Genomic DNA, 19,081 nt, shown 5'->3' with positions numbered 1-19,081 from the left:
GCTCGACCCGGCGCTGGGCCAGGCACGGCAGCGCCACGCCCGCGCCGCACAATTCGGTCATGCGATGGCGCGCCTGATGGCGCTGCGCGAAGGCCATGTGCAAGGCATCGCGGCCGACACCATCGTCTGCCGCTGCGAAGACGTCACTCGTGGCGAAATCGACGCCGCCTGCGACGCCGGCGCGCGTGACGTCAACCAGCTCAAGGCCTGGACGCGCTGCGGCATGGGCCCGTGCCAGGGCCGCACCTGCGGCGACGTCGCCGCCGAGCTGCTGGCGACCCGGCTGGACGTGCCGCGCGAGGCCGTCGGCATCTTCTCCGCGCGCACGCCGTTGCGGCCGATGAGCGTCGGCGCGCTGACCGGCGCGTTCGTCTACGCCGACATTCCGATCCCCAAGGCGGCGCCGCTGTGATGACTTCCTCCAACATTTCCCAGGGCTTCGACGTCTGCGTGGTCGGCGGCGGCGTGATGGGCTGCACCACTGCGCTGTTCCTCGCCCGCGCCGGCATGCGCGTGGTGCTGTTGGAGCGCAATGCGCTGTGCCGCAGCGCGTCCGGGGTGAATGCCGGAACCCTGACCCTGCACATGACCCGCGCCGCGCTGGTGCCCTACGCGATCCAGGCGTGGAGCATGTGGATGCAGGCCGAAACCTGGCTCGGCCAGGGCGTGCTGGCCACCGCCGCGCCCGGGCTGTCGCTGGCCTTCACCGACAACGAACGGGAGATTCTTGCCGCCCGCGCCGCGGCCCGCCGCGAATACGGCGCGCAGATCGACCTGCTCGACCCGGCCGCCGCCTGCGCCATCGAGCCCGGGCTCAACCCGGCCGTGCTCGAAGCCGCGCACTGCACCACCGACGGTTTCGCCAGTGCCTACCTGACAGGCCGCGCCTACCACGCCGCGCTCAGCGCGGCCGGCGTGCGCATCGTCGAGCAGACCCCGGTGACGCGCGTCGAGCGCCTCGCCGGCGGCTACCGCGTGCACGGCCTGGACGGCGCCGTGAGCTTCGACGCCACGCGCCTGGTACTCGCCGGCGGCGTCTGGCTGGAGCCGCTGCTGGCGCTGCTCGACGTACACATCCCGGTGAAGACCCTGATCAACCAGCTGATCGTCACCGAGCGCATGTCGCCGGTGATGCGCACGGTGCTTAGCATCGCCAGCGGGCTGCTCTCGATGAAGCAGTTCGCCAACGGCAGCGTGCTCATCGGCGGCGGCTGGCAGGGCCTTGGCGACCGCGAGCGAGGCGGCGTGGAGACCATTCCGGCGAACCTGATCGGCAACCTGCGCCTGGCCCAGCACGTCATCCCGGCACTCGCCGACGCCCGCGTGGCGCGCATCTGGCTGGGCCTGGAATCGGAAACCGCCGACGCCATGCCGATGCTCGGCGCGCTGCCCGGCCTCGACGAGGCCTACGTCATCGGCTGCGTGCATTCCGGCTACACCAGCGGCCCGTACATGGGCAAGTTGCTGGCCCAGCGCATCCTCGGCGAGACGCCGGAAATGCCCCTTTTCGATCCGGCCCGGCTGCTCGCAACGCCGGTCGCCCCCGCACAGACCCACTGAGACGATGCGCATGAGCCCACTCCAGCCACATCCCTTCCACGGCATCTACGCGGCCACGCTGTGCCCGATGGACAACGACGGGCGCCTGCTCGACGAAGACAGCCTGGCGCGGCACATGGGCGAGATCGCCCGGGTCGACGGCATTCGCGGGCTGCTGATCAACGGTCACGCCGGAGAGAACTTCGCCCTCTCGCGCAAGGACAAGCGGCGCGTGGTGGAGATCGCCCGCGCGGTCTGCCCGGCCGACTCGATCATCGTCGCCGGGGTCAATTCCGAGGACAGCTACGACGCCCAGGCCCAGGCCGACGATGCCAAACAGGCTGGCGCCGATTCGATCCTGCTGTTCCCGCCGTACTCCTGGACGCTGTCCACCGACCTCGCCACGGTGGTCAATCACCACCGCATCGCCAATGCCAACGCACAGTTGCCGCTGATGCTCTACCAGGCCGGCGTGGGCACCGGCGGCATGGCCTACACCGCGCAGATCCTCGCGGCGCTAGTGGCGCTGCCGGAGGTGGTGGCGGTGAAGGAGGGCAGCTGGGAAACCGCCGCCTACGACGCCAACCGCCGGCTGGTGAAGGAGGTCGCGCCGCACGTGGCGGTGATGGCCTCGGGTGACGAGCACCTGTTCACCTGTTTCGCCCTCGGCACCGAAGGCAGCCTGGTCAGCCTCGCGGCCGTGGTTCCCGAACTGGTCGTCGCGCTCTACCGCGCGGTGGCGGCGAAGGACCTCGGCGAGGCGCAGCGCCTGCACGAACACGTCTATCCGCTGGCCAAGGCGATCTACGGCACCGCGCCCGGCACCCACGCCAACGCGCGTCTCAAGGCCTGCCTGCACATGCTCGGGCGCTTCCCCAGCGCGGCCATGCGCCCGCCGGTGCCGCTGATCGACAGCCTCCAGTACCAGCGCCTGCAGGCCGCCCTCGAGCATGCCCGCGCCTTCGCCAACAACGCCCAAGCAGACCGGAGTGAAGCATGTCTCTGACCCTTATCCGTGGTGGCCGCATCGTCACCGCCGTCGACGACTACGTCGCCGACATCCTGGTGGACGGCGAGCAGATCGTCGCCATCGGCCGCCAGTTGCCGGCCAGCAGCGACACGCGGGTGATCGACGCGGCCGGCATGCTGGTGTTTCCCGGCGGCGTGGATTGCCACACGCACATGGAGAACACCTTCGGCCCCTCGGTGACCGCCGACAACTTCGCCTCGGGCACGCGTTCGGCGGCCCACGGCGGCACCACCACGATCATCGATTTCGCCCTGCAGATTCCCGGCACCAGCCCGCTGCAGGCGATCGAGCGCGCGCAGTCCAAGGCCGCCTCCACCGCCAGCATCGACTACGGCTTCCACGTCATCGTCACCCAGGTCGACGAGCAGGTACTGGCCGACATGCGCCACGCCATCCGTCACGAGGGCGTTTCCAGCTTCAAGATGTTCATGGCCTATCCGGGCACCGTGATGTCCGACGACGCGGCGATCTTCCAGGCCATGCGCATGGTCGGCCAGCACGGCGGGATGATTGCCCTGCACGCGGAGAACGGCACCGTGGTCGACCTGTTGATCCGCGAGGCGCTGGCCCAGGGACACACGTCGCCGCGCCACCACGCGCTGACCCGTCCGGCGATCCTCGAAGGCGAGGCGACCCATCGCGGCATCAAGCTTGCCGAACTGGCCGAGGCGCCGGTGTACTTCGTTCACCTGTCGGCCAAGGAGGCGCTCAAGCACGTCGTCGAGGCCCGCGACCTGGGCATCCCGGTGTTCGCCGAGACCTGCCCGCACTACCTGTTCTTCGACGACTCGGCCTACGCCGCGAGCGACGCCGAGGATACCTACGAACACGCGCGCTTCGTCATGAGCCCGCCGCTGCGCTCGAAGGATTCGCAGAACGCGCTGTGGACCGCGCTGAAGACCGACGACCTGCAACTGGTCTCCACCGACCACTGTCCTTACTGCCTGAAGGAAGGGCACCTGGGCAAGGTCAACCAGAAGCCGCTGGGCCGCGACGATTTCTCCAGGATTCCCAACGGCGTGCCGGGCGTCGAGACGCGCATGACCGTGGTCTACGACGGCGGCGTGCGCAATGGACGGATCTCGCTCAATCGCTTCGTCGAGCTGATGTCAACCGCGCCGGCCAAGCTCTTCGGGCTGTTCCCGCGCAAGGGCACCATCGCCGTCGGCAGCGACGCCGACATCGTCATCTTCGACCCCAACGAGGCGCACACCCTCAGCGCCGCCACCCAGCACAGCGACTGCGACTTCACCCTGTTCGAGGGCCACCACGTACACGGCAAGGTGAAGAAGGTGCTGCTGCGCGGCGAGCTGCTGGTCGACGACGGCCAGTGGGTCGGCAAGACCGGCCAGGGCCGCTACGTGCCGCGCGGCGAACTGGGCAAATACTGGTAAGGGGGAGGCCGCGATGCCGATCTACGAGTACCGCTGCGAACACTGCGGCCTCTTCGAGGAACGTCGCGCGGTGGCCGACCGCGACGCCGAGGCGCGCTGTGTGCACTGTCAGGGGCCGGCCACGCGCCAGGTGAATTTCCTGCCGACCCTGCTCACCCACCGTTCCGAGCGCGTCGAGCGACCCGCGCCGCCCGCCCGGCATCCGTCGGGATGCGGGTGCGGGGGGCATTAGCGGATTGTCAGGGGGGCGACCACTTCGCCGCCTGGAGCGCCGACCAGATTTAGAACGGGCGCGGCGTACGCGCCACTGCCGATCAGGCGCAGCGTTGCACGTCGTCGCGGGTCTTTGCCTGGGTGATGGAAAGCTCGTCCGGCAGTGCCACGGCATTCTTCGCGGCCAGTACCTCGGCCATCACGCTGACGGCGATCTCCGGGGGCGTCTTGCTGCCGATGTAGAGGCCGATCGGCCCGCGCAAGCGTTGCAGCGACTGCTCGGTCTCGTCGAAGTGCTCGATCAGGCGCCGCCGCCGCTCCTGGCTGTTGCGCCGCGAGCCGATGGCGCCGATGTAGAACGCCGGCCCCTGCAGGGCCTCAAGCAGCGCCAGGTCGTCCAGCCTGGGGTCGTGGGTGAGGGCGATGATGCAACTGCGCACGTCGGCGGCGAACGTCCGGACCACGTCGTCCGGCATGGCGCGGATACGCTCCACGCCAGGCACGCTCCAGCCCTCGAGGTGCTGCGGGCGTGGATCGCAGAGGGTCACCTGAAAGCCGTTGAACTGCGCCATCACGGCCAGGTACTCGGCCAGCGCGCCGGCACCGATCAGCAGCATGCGATAGCCCGGCCCCAGGGTGCTGCTCATGCTTTGGCCATCGAAGCTGAACTGCTCGGGCGTCGCGGTGTTTTCCAGGCTGATCTGCCCGGTGCCCAGGTCCAGCTGGCGACGCACCAGCTGGCCCGCCTCCAGGCGGGCGAGCAGGTCCTCGAGGGGTTCCATGGCCGGCATGAACTCCATCACCAGTTCCAGCGTGCCGCCGCATGGCAGGCCGAAACGATGCGCCTCATCGGCGCTGACGCCGTAGCGAACCCGTTCGGGTAACTGCTGCGGCAACCCCGCCACGCCGTTGGCCGTGGTGTAGCGCTGGATCAGGTCGTCTTCGATACAGCCGCCGGACACGCTGCCCACCACGCGCCCGTCGTTGCGCAGCGCCATCATCGAGCCCACCGGCCGCGGCGAGGAACCCCAGGTGCGGGCGACGGTGACCAGCACCACGCGCTCGCCCGCGCGCAGCCAGTCGCGGGCGGTGCGCAGCACCAACAGATCGATACTTTCCATCGGGCCTCCCGTCGTTCAGCGCATGTGCAGAACGATCGGCGTGGGGCTGGCCGGATCGGTGTGCGCGCGCAGCTTGGCCACGGCTTGCGGGTCGACCTTGCCGCCCCGGTTGCCCCAGGTGGTGCGCACGAACGACAGCACGTCGGCGATCTGCTGATCCGACAGCTGGCCGCGCAACGCCGGCATCCGATACGCGTCCGGCACGCCGGCGCTGACTACCCGCAGCGAGCCGTTGAGGCTGATGTTGATGGCCGAGTCCGGCGCCGTGGTCAGCGCCGAGGTCGCGCCTGCCAGCGGCGGTATCCAGGGTGCCTGTCCCTTGCCGTCCCGGCCGTGGCAGGCGGCGCACTGCGTCAGGTACAGGTGCCCGCCGGGGCCGGAAAAGGCCGAGACGTCCGCGACTTCGTACTGCCAGGGCGGCCCGTCGCGCTCCGGGTCGCCCGGCAGGGATTTGAGGTAATGGGCGATGGCGGCGAGGTCGTCGTCACCCAGGTACTGCGTGGAGTTGTTGAACGCCTCGGTCATCGAGCCGAACACCACGGCATGCGTGTTGCGCCCGGTCTTCAGGAACTGCGCGATATCCGCCTCGCTCCAGCGACCCAGCCCGGTATTGGGGTCGTTGCGCAGGCTGGGGGCGTACCAGCCATCCAGCAGCGCGCCGGCCAGGTACTGCTCGCCTGATTCGCTCAGGGCCTTCTCGTTGAACGCCAGGCCGCGCGGCGTATGGCAGCTGCCGCAGTGGCCGGCGCCCTGGACCAGGTAGGCGCCGCGGTTCCATTGCGCGTTCTGCCCAGGCTGTTCGGCAAAGCTGCCGGGCTCGGTGAACACCTGGTTCCACAACGCGATGGGCCAGCGCATGTTCAGCGGCCAGGGAATTTCGCTGGGCTTGTTCGCCTGCGCCACCGGGGCGACGCCATGCATGAAGAAGGCGTAGAGCGCACGCACATCGTCGTCGCTCAGCTTGGAGTACGACGGATACGGCATGGCCGGATACAGCCTGCGACCCTCCGGGGCCACGCCGTGGCGCACCGCGCGGTCGAAGTCGGCCAGGCTGTAGCCACCGATGCCGGTCGCCCCGTCCGGGGTGATGTTGGTGGCGTAGATGGCCCCCAGGGGCGTGGCCATTTTCAGCCCGCCGGCGAAGGGTGCCGCGTCCGGTAGGCTGTGGCATGCCACGCAGTCACTGGCGCGCGCCACGTACTCGCCGCGCTGGATGAGCCCGGCGTCCGGGGTGTCGCTTCCCGCGTCGGCGAGCGTCGAGGTCGGCACGCGCGTGCCGTACCAGACCAGCAACGTCAGCAGAACCAGGCCGGCCAGGACGACTGCGCCGGCGATTTTGGTGTAGGGCCGTGTGCTCATGGGCAGGTCTTTCCGTCAGGCGGGTTGGCTGAAGGTGTAGCTCGAGAAGGGCATGCTGCGAATGCGCTGGCCGGTCAGCCGCGCCACCGCATTGGCCACCGCGGGCGCCACGGCCGGCAACGGCGGTTCGCCGACCCCGCCCATCTTGGCGCCGCTTTCGATCACCTTGACGTGCACGCGTGCCATGCGCGCGGGCGGCAGGATCGGGTACAGATCGAAATTGCGTCCGCGTGGCTTGCCGTCGACGTACACCGCTTCCTCCACCAGGGCCTGGGACAAGCCCAGCGACACCGCCCCATTCACCTGCGCCTCGACGATGGCCGGGTTCACGATGTTGCCCGGATCGATGGCCTGCCAGATGTCATGTACCTTCACCTGCCCGTTTTCGATGGACACTTCGGCGACCACGGCCGTTTCCGTGCCGAACGGCGAGGCCATGGCCACACCCCGCGCGCGCCGCGAGCCATCCTCGGCGTTGAAGGGGCCGCGCTTCCAGCCGCCGGACAGCTCGGCGACGCTCTGCAGCAAGTGGGTCAGGCGCGGGTTGTCTCGCAGCAGGTGCAGGCGCAGCTCGAACGGGTCCTGCCCGCCTTTGTCGGCCAGCTCATCGAGAAACGCCTCGTAGAAGAAGTCGTTGAGCGAATTGCCCACCGAGCGCCAGTAGCCGAGCACCACCGGGCCTTTGACATAGTTCTGCGCGATGCGCCGGTGCGGGATCGCATAGGACTTGCCAGCCAGGCCTTCGAGCGCCGTCGGGTCGGGCTGGTCGCCCGGTTTGCCGGCGAGCGACTCGGTCGGCCCCTCCGTGGCGCTGACCGCCTCCAGTGCGACGGGCAGGCCCTTGTCGTCCAGCGCGGCGCGGAATTTCACAACCGCCATCGGTCGCAACGCGTCGCGCAGGAACTCTTCCTCGCGGCTCCAGATCAGCTTGATCGGCCGGCCGACCACCTTGGCCAGCTCGATGGCCTGCGGGTACGGGTTGGCGGTCTCGTAGAGAAAGTGCCGACCGAAGAAACCGCCCAGCAACGGGCTATGCAGATTGATCCTGGAGGGGTCGATGGCGGCGCATTTGGCGATATCGGCCAGGAACATGTCCTGCGCCTGGTTGGGCAGCCAGATATCCAGCGTGCCGTCCGGATTGAAACGGGCCAGGGCCGACGGTGGCTCGAGTTGCGCGTGATTGAGGTACTGGTTGTGGTAGGTGGCCTCGACCTTGGTGGTCGCCTTGGTCAGGGTGGCGGCGAAGTCGCCTTCCTTCTCGGCTTCACGTCCCGGACCGGGTTCGTTGGCCAGGCGCTCACGGTAGGCCACCGTGGAGAAGTCCGCCGGCATCACCCGCCCGGTCGCATCGGCGGCGGCCTCCTGCCAGTCCACCTGGATGGCTTCGACCGCGCGCTTGGCGTGCCACCAGCGCTCGGCGACCACCGCCACGGCGCCGGGCAGGCGATGGACCGAATGCACGCCCTTCATCGCCTTGACCTGCGCCTCGTTGCGCAGCTCGCCCACCGTCATTCCCAGGCGTGGCGCGTGCTGCACCGCGGCGTGCAGCATGCCGTCCACCTGCATGTCGATGGAGTACAGGGCCTTGCCGGTGGATTTGTCGTAGGCGTCCAGGCGGCGCACCGGCTTGCCGATCCAGCGGAACTGGGCGGGATCGCGCAGGGTGACGCTGTCGACGTCCGGCACGGGCAGGTCGAGGGCATCCGCAGCCAGCTCGCCGTAGGTCAGCGAGCGCCCCGAAGCCGGGTGCAGCACGCGGCCGGGCTCGGTGGTCAACGCCGCCACGGGGACGTTCAGCCGCGCGCTGGCGGCCTGCAACAGCATGGCCCGCGCCAGTGCGCCGAGGCGGCGCATGGTCGGGTAGCTCATGCGCACCGACATACTGCCGCCGGTGATGCGCATGCCATTCTCCATCACCACGTAGGCCTCGCCGGGCGGCGCGCTTTCGACCAAGAAGGTCGAGGGATCGGCGTCCAGCTCCTCGCCGACGATCTGCGCCATGGCGGTGTAGGTGCCTTGTCCGCCTTCGATGAAGGGGCACAGAAACCGGACGGTGCTGTCCGGGCGTATTTCCAGGAAGGCGCCCACCTGGGTGCCGGCCGCCTTGCTTTCGGCGGCCATCGCCTGCATCCGCGCAGACCCCGAAGGCAGCGCGAAACCGAGCACCAGGGCGCCCGTCACCGTGCCCGAGGCCAGCAGGAAACGCCGGCGCGAAAGGTTGATGGGTTCACCCAGCGGCGAAGCTTTTCTATCGATACGGGCACTCATCAGGCGTTCCCCCCGGCAGGCGCAGCGGGCGTGGCCAGGTTCGCGGCCAGGTCGTGAACGGCGGCCTGGATGGCGTTGTAGGTGCCGCAGCGGCACAGGTTCACCATCGCGGCGGCGATCTGCCCGTCATCGGGCTTCGGATTGTTCTTCAGCAGGGCGGTGGCGGCGACCACCTGGCCGGACTGGCAGTAACCGCACTGGGCGACCTGATGCTCGACCCAGACGGCGACCACGCGCTTGCCCACTTCGTCGGCCTCGATCGCCTCGATGGTGGTGACCTCGCGCCCCACCACCCCGGCCACCGGCGTAACGCAGGAGCGCACCACATTGCCATCCACCAGCACCGAGCAGGCGCCACATTGCGCCAGGCCGCAGCCGTACTTGGTGCCGGTCAGCCCCAGGTCATCGCGGATGACCCACAGCAGCGGCGTGTCGGCTTCGGCGTCGACCTGGTAGGTTTTCTGGTTAATTCGCAATTCCATGGCTCACCTGCTCATCACGATGATGTTATTGGGACTCCGACATTCGAGTGCCGGTAGGGCATCTTGGAAAAGTAGCAGCGGCTACGGGCGGCGCACCTCGACACCCGGTCGCCCGGCCCATAGCGTTACGACCATCATCTACGCAAGGGAAGGCGGCTCGTTAGCACGATTCGCTGGCTGTCTTGCCTAATACTGCCGCTGAGTGGGGCGCTGGAGTCCGCGCTGGCTCGCCAAAGCTTGGAAGCAGGACACGAGATCGGCGCCCTTCGTCGAGACTGACGCGCGGTCTGTGGAGGATCTGGGAGCGGGGGCGACGACGGCGTCGGCCGGTAACGTTCACGCCGCGACTGCCCGGCGCGGGCGACTCAGCCCGATCAGGCTTCGGTTTTCAGAAAATCTACGAATGCGCGAAGGGGCGAAGGCACGTGCCTGCGGTCGTTGTAGTACAGGTAGGGGCCGTCGAATGCCTGCCACCAGTCCTCCAGTACCGGTAACAGCGTGCCCTGCTCGATCAGCGGCCCCAGGTACTCCTCGAAGGTGTAGATAATCCCGACGCCGCCTAGCGCAGCGCCCACTTCCAGATCCTGGGATGAGCTGAGCAGCGGTCCCTGAGGCGGTACGCGTATTCTGGCTCCGTCTTTTTCGAACTCCCATACGCCCAGCTTGCCGCTCTCGAAGCGGTGACCGATCAGGCGGTGATTGAGCAGGTCGCGGGGGTGCAGCGGGGTGCCGTTCTGCTCCAGATAGGCCGGCGCTGCAGCGGCGACGAAGCGTTGTCGACGTGGGCCGATGGGCACCGCAATCATGTCCTTGGCCAGGCTTTCCTCGTAGCGGACGCCCGCGTCGTAGCCGGCGGCGATGACATCGATGAAGGTGTTATCCATCGTCACTTCGATGCTCACCCCCGGGTAGCGTGCGAGAAACGCAGGGACCAGCCTGGGCAGTACGAAACGCGCGACGGGCACCGGTACATTGAGGCGCAGGGTCCCCACAGGGCGCTGCGCATCTTCGTGAAGGTCGCCGAAGGCCGCGCTCATTTGCCCGAGAGCCGGGCGTAGCCGCTCCAGCAGGCGTGCACCGACTTCCGTCGGGACCACGCTGCGGGTCGTGCGGTTGAGCAGCCTGATGCCCAGATCGCTTTCCAACCGGCGGACACCATCGCTGATGGACGAGGCCGACATGCCCCGTTTCTGGGCTGCCACCCGGAACCCACCCGCTTCCACCACCGCGGCGAAGAGTGCGACATCGGTCAGGTTGGGCTGGCGCATGGCGGCTCTCCTAAAAGGAAGAGCGGATTGTACGGTTGAGCGTACATAGCGTCCATTTCAGTACGGCTTATCGGCCGCAATCCAGGGGTTAACAATGCCTCACGTCGACGGCACCGCCTCGTAGCAGTCCGTCCAGAACATTCCCTACGTGAGGATCGAACGATGACTAGTGCAACCCTGCGGATGGATCCCATCAATATCTCCAGCGCTGCCTGGCGCAGAGGCCTCGCCACTATTGGCCTGGCGCTGGGCTGCGTGCTGGACTCCGGCATCGCGAGTGGCCAGAGCCAGCCAGAACCGGATTGGAGCCTGGCAGACATGCCTTCGCAGAGCGGGCGTATCTTCCTGGTCACGGGAGGCACCAGCGGCATGGGCTATGAGGACGCCAAGGCCCTCGCGGCCGCTGGCGCCCAGGTGGTGATCGCTGCGCGCAACCCGCAACGGGGCGATGAGGCCATCGCCCGTATCAAGCAGGAGGTTGCCGGCGCGCAGGTACATTTCGAAGCGCTGGACCTGGCCGATCTGGCATCGGTCCAGGCGCTCGGCGAACGTCTCGGCGCGACCTTGCCGCGCCTCGATGGGTTGATCAATAACGCCGCGATTATGGCGCCTCCGCAGCGCGCCACCTCGGCCGATGGCTACGAGTCGCAACTGGCCACCAACTATCTGGGCCACTTCGCCCTGACGGCCCACTTGCTGCCGCTTCTGCGCAAGAGCGATGGCGCACGGGTGGTGACCTTGTCCAGCATCGCTGCCGCGCGCGGCAGCATCGATTTCGATGACCTGCAATCCGAGCGGTCCTACAACCCTTACGCGGCCTATGCCCAGTCCAAGCTGGCCGGTCTGATGTTCGCCTTCGAACTGCAGCGCCGCAGCGAGGCGCGGGGCTGGGGAATTCGGAGCATCGCCGCGCATCCTGGCGTGGCCGTTACGGAGCTGATCGAACGCGGTCCGGGCCTGGACAGCGAGTTCGGCCGCAACTGGGCCAAGGATCGCGAGCGCTACCACTCCGCTGCCCAGGGGGCGCTGCCGACGCTGTACGCAGCCACCGCCGTCGAAGCGCAGCCAGGTGCCTACTACGGCCCCACGGGCGAGGGAGAAAAGCGCGGTCCTCTGGGGCTGGCCAGCGTACCGGGCGCTGCGAACGACGCGGCGGCGGCCACCCGGCTATGGACGGCCAGTGAACAGCTGACGGGTGTCAGCTACCGCTAAGCCAGGCGAGGAGAGTCATCATGCTGTCAGCCACTCTGGTACAGCGCCTCGGCGCCGCCATCGACGCCGAGCGTCACGAGCTGAAACCTGCGCTGGCGGGGTTCGCGTTGTTTTTCTGCCTGTTCTCCGGCTATTTCATGCTGCGCCCGATTCGCGAGTCGATGGGCATCATGGCCGGTATCGAGAACCTGCAATGGCTATTCACCGTCACCTTCGTGGTCATGCTGGTGGCGGTGCCGTTGTTCGCCTGGCTGAGCTCCCGGGTGCCGCGTGTTCACTTCGTCGATTGGGTCTATGGGTTCTTTTGCCTGAACCTGCTGGCCTTCGCCGGACTGTTTCAGCTCAGCGCTGACAGCGTCTGGCTGGCGAGGGTGTTCTACGTGTGGATTTCGGTCTACAACCTGTTCGTGGTCTCGGTGGCCTGGAGCCTGATGGCCGATGTGTTCGATGGGCGTCAGGCCAAGCGGCTGTTCGCCTTCATTGCGGCGGGCGCGAGCGTCGGTGGCCTGGTTGGGCCGGCGATGAGCGCGCTGCTTGTTGGGGTCATTGGACAATCCGGGCTGGTGCTGCTGGCGGCGGTGCTGCTGGGCGTCGCGCTGGCACTGAAGGTGCCGCTGATGCGCTGGCGGGAAGTCGGTGGCGCCGGCAGACCCGGAGCGTCCGTCACGGAGAGTCCGCGCAAGCCAGTGACGGGCAACCCGTTCAGCGGCCTGACGCGGGTCATGCAGTCGCCTTATCTGTTTGCCATCGCCGTCTTCGTCATCCTGCTCGCCACGGTGACGACCTTTCTGTATTTCGAGCAGGCACGGCTGGTGGCCGAGCGCTTTCCGGACCGCGCTTCGCAGATCAGGGTGTTCGGCATCATCGATGTGATCGTCCAGACCGGAGCCTTGCTGGCGCAGCTGTTCATCATCGGGCGCATCGCTCGGACGCTGGGAGTGCGCATGTTGCTGGCGATCGTGCCGGCGCTGGTCTGCGTGGGCTTTGTCGGTCTCGCCCTGGCCCCTACGTTCGCCATGTTGGCAGCGTTGATGATCGTCAGGCGCATCGGTGAGTACGCCTTCGTCCGCCCCGGCCGGGAGATGCTCTTCGCGCCTCTGGATGCCGAGAGTAAATACAAAGCCAAGGGGTTTATCGATACGGTCGTCTACCGGGCAGGCGACGCCCTTAGCGGCTGGGTGAAAAGTGGCCTGGACATGCTCGGTCAGGGCGTGGTGCCGGTGGCGCTGGTCGGTGCCACCTGCGCCCTTTTGTGGGGAGCACTTGGCTGGTACCTGGGCAAGCAGGCCGACGCGTTAAGCAAGCGCTCGACGTCGGTTCGGTGACCCCCTGAACTTGGGCCTTGTCTCTGAACCCCGGACACCAACGCGATGTGAGGTGCGGGACCACACGGTATTCATTCGATGTGGCCGATCCTTCTTTCCAGGGATGCTGAATTGGAAGAGCTTCCGGCCTTTCGGTGCTATGGCGATCTCATCATGCATGGCGAGGGACTCAGCAGATGAGATCGAGCCTGAATGCCGCCCCCGGCAGTCATCACCCGACAGGGCGGTGATGGCTACCGGGTAGCCCGCGAGACCTAATTGCTTCCCCCGGCCGAAGTGTTGCAGCGCTTTTCGACAGGAGGATCGGGCAAGAATCCGGGACGATCCTGCTACGACCACGGCGTTCCGCAAGGGCAGGCTCTTTCACGCAAAGACCGGGTGTGCACGTCCGCTTTCGAGCACGCCGCTGATGACCAGCAACCCTAAGAGAACTCAGCCATGCGTATTCCAACGTTAGGTGTCACCCGCGCGGCGACCTTGGCCGGCGCACTGCTCCTTGGCGCTTTGCTGCCGGGGCCGGCGCTCGCCAATGCCAGCAGCGACGTCGAGGTCCGCAACAAACAGGCGGTCACCGAGGCGTTCGACCGCTGGGCGGCCGGCGGCACTACCTTCTTTCGCGACATCCTGATGCCCGACGTGGTGTGGACCATCAAGGGCTCCGGCCCCAGTGCCGGTGTTTATCATGGCCTGGACTCGTTCGTGTCCGAAGCGGTTCAGCCTTTCGTTTCACGCCTGTCCACGCCGGTGCGCCCAGTCAGCAAGCAGATCTGGGCCGATGGCGACCACGTGATCATCCAGTGGGACGGTGCCGGCGTCGCCCGTGACGGCCAGCCCTATCGCAACAGCTATGCCTGGATCTTCCACATGCGTGAAGGCAAGGCCTTCGAAGTGACGGCCTACCTTGACCTTCCGGCCTACGACGACGTGCTGCAGCGCATTCCAGCCCCCACGCAGTGACTGACGGCTGACTTGCCATGACCAGAAATAGGCCCGTTGCCGCAAGTGTGGAGCGTAAGAATCCGGGTCTTAGACACGTTTTCGACACGCAAAGAAAAGCCCCTGACTTCTTAGGAAATCAGGGGCGATTCAGGTTAGAGCATTAGCTCGCCGCGACAATGCGCGGCAACAGAGTTTAATTGGAGAACAGATGCCGGCATGGGCCATCAGTGAGATGGCTTTCCATCCTTTGCGAGCAGTTCCTTTGCCATCTCCATTGCTTGCTCGCGTGAAGCAGCTAGAAGCAAAGGGTAGCCCCAGAACTTGGCAAAAACGACTGCGAATGCCCTGAAACCAAGACGTTTTGCCGAGTTGGGTTCGATCATGATCATAGCCAGAACTAACCTACGCAATTCAAGCTTGTGCTTTTTCATCCAGAGTGCAGTGCGTTTCTTCTCTTCCGGCGAGTGCTCATGGTCTTCGGCTGGTGCTGTATCAGTCAAGAGCACGAAGGGCTCCCCTCGCTGCAAGTTGGCCTCGAGTTCGTCGAAGTCCTTCTGCTGATCGTGTCCGGGTTCTTGCGCAAGGCTCATCCAAACCAAAGGGAAGTCAGAACTATTCATCGACATGGCCGGCTCCTTTGCTCTTGATGTGACGCCAGGTGGCCGCAATGGCGAACACGCCGGGCAACGTAATGAAGAACACTGCCGAGAAGGCAACGTGCCAACCGTCGCGCACCCCGTCAGCGATTCCCCCGAGGGTATTCAGAACGACAAGCAGGCTGCCCAGGACCAGCGCAGCACACCGTGCCTTACGGGTTCCGCTCAGCGCGAAAAGCACCGTGACGATCCAGCAGCCATAGAAGGCTGGAAACATCCAGAGTACGCCGGTCTCGAACGTGATCGATGGCGTCGCTGTCTGCGCTCTCACAAAGTCGTTTACGTAGAAGAACAACTGGAAGCTGACAAACAGCACGGCACCAGCGGCTGTCGTCAGCCAGAACAAGGCGACCTTGGTTGGGTTGTGCATGGCCGGGTCTTGGCCAGGCTGTAGCATGGGCTGCAGGGGCATAGGAGTTTTCTCGATAATCAATGGCTATATGTCTAAGCATTTCCAACGGCTGAGGCCTTCGCCTGAGAACCAATCAATACTGGTAGCTCAGCGTCACCATCATGTTGCGTGGTGCGCCATAGCCCACGGTGTCGAAATCGCCCTTTTGTAGCGCGTATTTCTTGTCGAAGACGTTGTTGACGTTGACGGCTACGTTGGTCTGATCCGTGATGGCGTAACGCCCCATCAGCGATACCAGGGCATACGAACTCTGTTCCCCGCCCAACGAACTGGCACCAGTGTTGGGCGCCTTATAGAAGCGACTTTGCCATTTCACGCCGCCGCCGAACGTCAACTTGCTCCACTCTCCGGGCAACTGGTAGGTGGTGAAAAGCTGGGCTGTAGTACGCGGTAGCTGCGAATTCAAGCGGACGCCATCGCCATCCTGCGCCGTGAAATGGGCGATACCTGCGTAGATGTTCCAGCCACGCGTCATCTCGCCCTGCAAGTCCAGCTCGATCCCGCGCGACTTCGTCCCATCCGCGCCTTGATAGGCTTGGGCACCGCCCGGCGTATAGGTCCCACCAACCATCTGTGCCGCGTTGTCCAGCTTGGTCTCAAACAAGGCCACCGACGCATTCAGACCTCCGTCCATGTAGGCGCCTTTGAGGCCAATTTCCGTGGTTTTGCCTTTCGCCGGCGTGAGCACGTTGCCCCTGCTGTCGCGATAGTCGGTTTGCGGATTGAATATCCCCGTGTAGCTCACGTAAGCCGAATAGGTCTTGTCGATGTCGTAGATCAAGCCGGCGTACGGGGTGAATTCACTGCTCTTCTTGTAATGCAACGACGAGTTGCCGGTGACGTCGTCGATCTCGTAGTTGCTGAAGCGGCCGCCGACAATGAGTTTCAGAGGCTCGGCTAGCGAGAACCGGGCTGCGCTGTACACACCGCTCTGCTTGATCCGGGTGCGGGTCGGTATCCGCGCCATGGCATCGAAATCAGGACGGGGAAAGGCGGGACTCAGATCATAGACATTGACCGGCACCAAGCCCGCGTAGAACGGCGCGATGTCATCCTGGCTAGCCTTACGACGCGAACTCGTCGCGCCTACCACCAGGTCATGCTGGCGACCGAGCAGCTCGAAGGGGCCGCTCGCCATCACGTCGAAGGTGTTTTGACGGCTGTGACCTTCGGACGCCAGCGCTACCGGATAAGCCCCGGAGGGGAAAAAGCCCAGTCCTGTAGCGCGATCGGGCTGACCCACCAGGCCGAGCAGCTCGGCATCGAAATCGGTGCGGTACTGGTTAGCCACGGTCCTGAGTTTCCACCCGTTGTCAAAGCGATGCTCGATCTCGGCAAACGCCGTCTTTAGGGTGTTATCCCAATAGCTCCAGTCCTGCGCGTAGTTCTTGGAGCGCGAATACTCAGCCTGCGTGCCGTCGCTGAACCAGAGCGGCAAGCCACCCCAGGTCGAGCCTTGCGGGGTGATGTCCTGGTAGTCATAGCCCAGGCTCACCGTCGTGTCTGGTGTCAGATCTGCCTCGATGATGCCGTAAAACGACTTCCTCTCCGGCTTATAGCCATCGAGGTACGAGTGCCCATCCTGATACGTCCCTACCAGGCGCGCACGGATGCGACCGTCCTCGGTCAACGGCATCGAGACATCGCCCATGCCTCGGTAGGTGTCCCAACTCCCAGCCCCAAGCGAGGCGGCGGCCGAGAAGTCTCGGGTCGGCCGTTTGCGCACTAGGTTGATGGCGGCCGAGGGATTACCGGTACCGGTCAGCAAGCCGGAAGCGCCGCGCACGACCTCGACACGATCGTAGAACGCGGTATCGAGAGATCCGATGCCGCTCCCATTGACGATGTCGCCGACGACGGTGGGGATGCCGTCGTACTGAACGTTGTTGATCAAGAAACCACGCGAATAGAAACTCGTTCGTTCGCTGTCGGACTGGTACGACGAAATGCCCGCGGTGTTGTCCAGCACGCTCTGCACCGAATTCAATTGCTGGTCGTCCATGCGCTGGCGCGTGATCACCGTCACCGCTTGCGGCGTCTCCTTCAACGACAGCGGCAGGCGCGTTGCCGCCGCCGTCTCGCCCGTGGTGTAAGAGCCAGTACCTTCGGTGGTCGCCGTATCCATGCGCCCCGTTACGGTAACGGCCGGCAAGGCTATCTCCTCTTGAGTGCTCCCTCCTGCCTTGGTTTTTTGGACCTGCGCTGACTCGGCCGCGACTGCGCCCTGCGCGCTAATGAGAACTGCCGCAGCAACTGCCGAGCCAAGCACGGTACGAGGCACGCTTCTCATGGCGCCCTTGTACTGCTCGCCCAGATGAAGATAGGCGGCGTGCTCTGTGCACAGATCAATTGGCCAACGGGACTTCCCAGCAGTTTTGATAGCAGACATCAACAATACTCATTAGTATTTAGATGCCGCATTTAACAATGGTGGCAAAGAGGTGTCATGGCGAAATCAGGCCAGATTGTTATTCAGTTAGGCCAGGCACGATGCCATCTGGGCGCGTGACCAGCTTTCATTGAAGGCCTGGCAGTGCGTAAACACCTGCAGCCGCTGGCATCCGAGAAGGCTTTTGCTCTCGGCTAGAGGAAGCAGCTCTCACCATCAGCAGGACGTATCCGAAATGCTGGCAACTCTGCAAGGAAGGACCGCAGGAGATGGAGGGTAGTCAGTGATCTCGAGCCAAGACCGCCTGATCCCCTCAGGAGGATATTTCATTGGGGAACATGATCCCGGGCACGGAAGCAGGCTCCACGCCGCTGGTGCGATCAGAGAGGTATCGCGCCGGAGGTTTGCCCACTGCCTTGCGGAACATGGTCACGAACCCGCTGGCGTTTTCGTACCCCAGCTCTAATGCTACCGCTTGCACGCTTTCGCCCTTCGTCAAACGTTGAAGTGCAAGGATCACATGCAGCTGCCGACGCCAGCCCCCAAAGCTCATTCCAATTTCATGCAGCAAAAGACGGCTCATGCTTCGCTCGCTCATGCCAATTCGAGTAGCCCAATCGGCCTTGGAGGTTTTGTCCGCAGGGTCGGCCAGCATCATTTCCACGAAGCGGCGCAATCGGGGATCGCGCGGCATGGGCAGATGCAAGTCTTCCACCGGCGCCACCACCAACTCATCGAGCAGCGTGGCAATCAACCGGTCTTCCCGCCCCCCCTGCGCGTAAAACTCAGGAAAACCGGCCGCCCTCATTAGCAACTCGCGCAGCAATGGCGATACCGAAATCGTGCAACAGGTTTTCGGAAGATCCGGTGCGGCGTCCGGCTCGACGAACAGGCAATAACATTCCGTTTCACCCGCCCCCTGCGCCGCGTGCGGCAAGTCTCCCGGTATCCAAATGGCGCACTGCGGCGGCACGATCCAGACACCGTGTTCAACTTCGCAGTTGAGAATGCCGCGTAGGGAGTAGATCAGTTGCGCCTTGCGGTGCTGATGCCTCGCATTTTCCCAGTCCTTTGTCACCGATGTGGCACTTAACGCCACAACGGGGCGCGAGACGCTATCGACGTCCCAAGGCACTGTTAGATCGGAGATTGCGATGCTAGACATGTTGTCTCGTAGAGCCTCGGATGGAAGATGAGGCTTTGGCCTAATCGGAAAATACTATGACCAACCTGCTCAATAACGTCTAGCCATTCCTTACGCCCGAGGCCTGACTACCAGGAGGGGAGAGGCCAATTTTCTTGGCGACGGACAACCCGTTCCAAGGTCCTCGCACGCTGGATTTTGTTCCACCAATGTTTGGGTCAAATAGCGGGCTTCAGAGGCAAATTCAACCTGAGCAACATCGAATTACTCAAGTAGTACTTTCACGAGGCCTGGATTAGGCCCAGAGACAGGAACGATCTATTGAAGGTA

General features: G+C 65.0%; 17 protein-coding genes. 8 read left to right on the top strand and 9 right to left on the bottom strand.

What is annotated here, in order from left to right; translation table 11 throughout:
* The 5 genes from B2X67_RS09840 to B2X67_RS09820 all read left to right on the top strand — a co-directional run.
* A partial coding sequence (locus B2X67_RS09840; RefSeq protein WP_286785369.1) for a (2Fe-2S)-binding protein occupies positions 1 to 412 on the top strand: 412 nt, incomplete at its 5' end.
* Positions 412 to 1,560 carry an NAD(P)/FAD-dependent oxidoreductase gene (locus B2X67_RS09835; RefSeq protein WP_286785368.1) on the top strand — a complete coding sequence of 383 codons (1,149 nt, stop codon included), beginning with the start codon at positions 412 to 414 and terminating at the stop codon, positions 1,558 to 1,560. The genes B2X67_RS09840 and B2X67_RS09835, both read left to right, overlap by 1 nt.
* Before the next feature lie 10 nt (positions 1,561 to 1,570).
* Entirely contained in the window at positions 1,571 to 2,545 is a 975-nt protein-coding gene (locus tag B2X67_RS09830) for a dihydrodipicolinate synthase family protein (RefSeq protein WP_286785367.1), read from the top strand.
* Positions 2,536 to 3,963, top strand: a complete 1,428-nt coding sequence (gene hydA / locus B2X67_RS09825; protein WP_286785366.1) for a dihydropyrimidinase — start codon at positions 2,536 to 2,538, stop codon at positions 3,961 to 3,963. Before B2X67_RS09830 ends, hydA begins: the two co-directional genes overlap by 10 nt.
* Positions 3,964 to 3,976: 13 nt before the next feature.
* Positions 3,977 to 4,195: an FmdB family zinc ribbon protein gene (locus B2X67_RS09820; RefSeq protein WP_286785365.1), complete on the top strand. Its 219-nt coding sequence runs from the start codon at positions 3,977 to 3,979 to the stop codon at positions 4,193 to 4,195.
* A gap of 82 nt (positions 4,196 to 4,277) precedes the next feature.
* On the opposite strand, the gene B2X67_RS09815 is transcribed toward B2X67_RS09820, so the two are convergent.
* From B2X67_RS09815 to B2X67_RS09795, 5 genes are all read right to left on the bottom strand, one after another.
* Positions 4,278 to 5,297: an XdhC family protein gene (locus B2X67_RS09815; RefSeq protein WP_286785364.1), complete on the bottom strand. Its 1,020-nt coding sequence runs from the start codon at positions 5,295 to 5,297 to the stop codon at positions 4,278 to 4,280.
* Positions 5,298 to 5,312: 15 nt separating this feature from the next.
* On the bottom strand, positions 5,313 to 6,656 hold the full coding sequence (locus B2X67_RS09810; protein WP_286785363.1) for a c-type cytochrome: 1,344 nt from the start codon (positions 6,654 to 6,656) through the stop codon (positions 5,313 to 5,315).
* Positions 6,657 to 6,671: 15 nt separating this feature from the next.
* Positions 6,672 to 8,924: a xanthine dehydrogenase family protein molybdopterin-binding subunit gene (locus B2X67_RS09805; RefSeq protein WP_286785362.1), complete on the bottom strand. Its 2,253-nt coding sequence runs from the start codon at positions 8,922 to 8,924 to the stop codon at positions 6,672 to 6,674.
* Positions 8,924 to 9,406 (bottom strand): (2Fe-2S)-binding protein, encoded by a 483-nt coding sequence (locus tag B2X67_RS09800; protein WP_090223668.1) that lies wholly within the window; start codon positions 9,404 to 9,406, stop codon positions 8,924 to 8,926. Before B2X67_RS09800 ends, B2X67_RS09805 begins: the two co-directional genes overlap by 1 nt.
* A gap of 374 nt (positions 9,407 to 9,780) precedes the next feature.
* Entirely contained in the window at positions 9,781 to 10,674 is an 894-nt protein-coding gene (locus B2X67_RS09795) for a LysR family transcriptional regulator (protein WP_286785361.1), read from the bottom strand.
* 183 nt (positions 10,675 to 10,857) lie between these two features.
* Between B2X67_RS09795 and B2X67_RS09790 the strand changes: the two genes are divergently transcribed.
* The 3 genes from B2X67_RS09790 to B2X67_RS09780 all read left to right on the top strand — a co-directional run bounded on the left by B2X67_RS09790 (position 10,858) and on the right by B2X67_RS09780 (position 14,168).
* On the top strand, positions 10,858 to 11,886 hold the full coding sequence (locus B2X67_RS09790; protein ID WP_286785360.1) for an SDR family oxidoreductase: 1,029 nt from the start codon (positions 10,858 to 10,860) through the stop codon (positions 11,884 to 11,886).
* A 20-nt stretch (positions 11,887 to 11,906) separates the two neighbouring features.
* A complete protein-coding gene (locus B2X67_RS09785) occupies positions 11,907 to 13,211 on the top strand; it encodes an NTP/NDP exchange transporter (RefSeq protein ID WP_286785359.1) in 1,305 nt (434 codons plus the stop codon).
* Positions 13,212 to 13,649: 438 nt separating this feature from the next.
* On the top strand, positions 13,650 to 14,168 hold the full coding sequence (locus B2X67_RS09780) for a nuclear transport factor 2 family protein (RefSeq protein ID WP_282339254.1): 519 nt from the start codon (positions 13,650 to 13,652) through the stop codon (positions 14,166 to 14,168).
* Positions 14,169 to 14,374: 206 nt separating this feature from the next.
* Here B2X67_RS09780 and B2X67_RS09775 read toward each other — a convergent pair whose 3' ends face one another.
* The 4 genes from B2X67_RS09775 to B2X67_RS09760 all read right to left on the bottom strand — a co-directional run bounded on the left by B2X67_RS09775 (position 14,375) and on the right by B2X67_RS09760 (position 18,772).
* The gene (locus B2X67_RS09775) at positions 14,375 to 14,776 is read right to left on the bottom strand and encodes a hypothetical protein (RefSeq protein ID WP_286785358.1); all 402 of its coding nucleotides are present in this window, start codon (positions 14,774 to 14,776) and stop codon (positions 14,375 to 14,377) included.
* Positions 14,763 to 15,176: a hypothetical protein gene (locus tag B2X67_RS09770; protein WP_286785357.1), complete on the bottom strand. Its 414-nt coding sequence runs from the start codon at positions 15,174 to 15,176 to the stop codon at positions 14,763 to 14,765. The genes B2X67_RS09775 and B2X67_RS09770 overlap by 14 nt, the downstream gene beginning before the upstream one ends.
* Positions 15,177 to 15,291: 115 nt before the next feature.
* Positions 15,292 to 17,607, bottom strand: a complete 2,316-nt coding sequence (locus B2X67_RS09765; RefSeq protein ID WP_286785356.1) for a TonB-dependent siderophore receptor — start codon at positions 17,605 to 17,607, stop codon at positions 15,292 to 15,294.
* A 313-nt stretch (positions 17,608 to 17,920) separates the two neighbouring features.
* Positions 17,921 to 18,772: an AraC family transcriptional regulator gene (locus tag B2X67_RS09760; RefSeq protein ID WP_286785355.1), complete on the bottom strand. Its 852-nt coding sequence runs from the start codon at positions 18,770 to 18,772 to the stop codon at positions 17,921 to 17,923.
* Positions 18,773 to 19,081 lie beyond the last annotated feature (309 nt).

It is taken from the genome of Pseudomonas sp. UBA3153, assembly GCF_002364635.1.
GTDB classification, from domain to species: Bacteria; Pseudomonadota; Gammaproteobacteria; order Pseudomonadales; family Pseudomonadaceae; genus Pseudomonas_O; species Pseudomonas_O kuykendallii.
The sequence above is the reverse complement of the archived record's forward strand: the minus strand, read 5'-3'. Positions and strand labels throughout refer to the sequence as shown.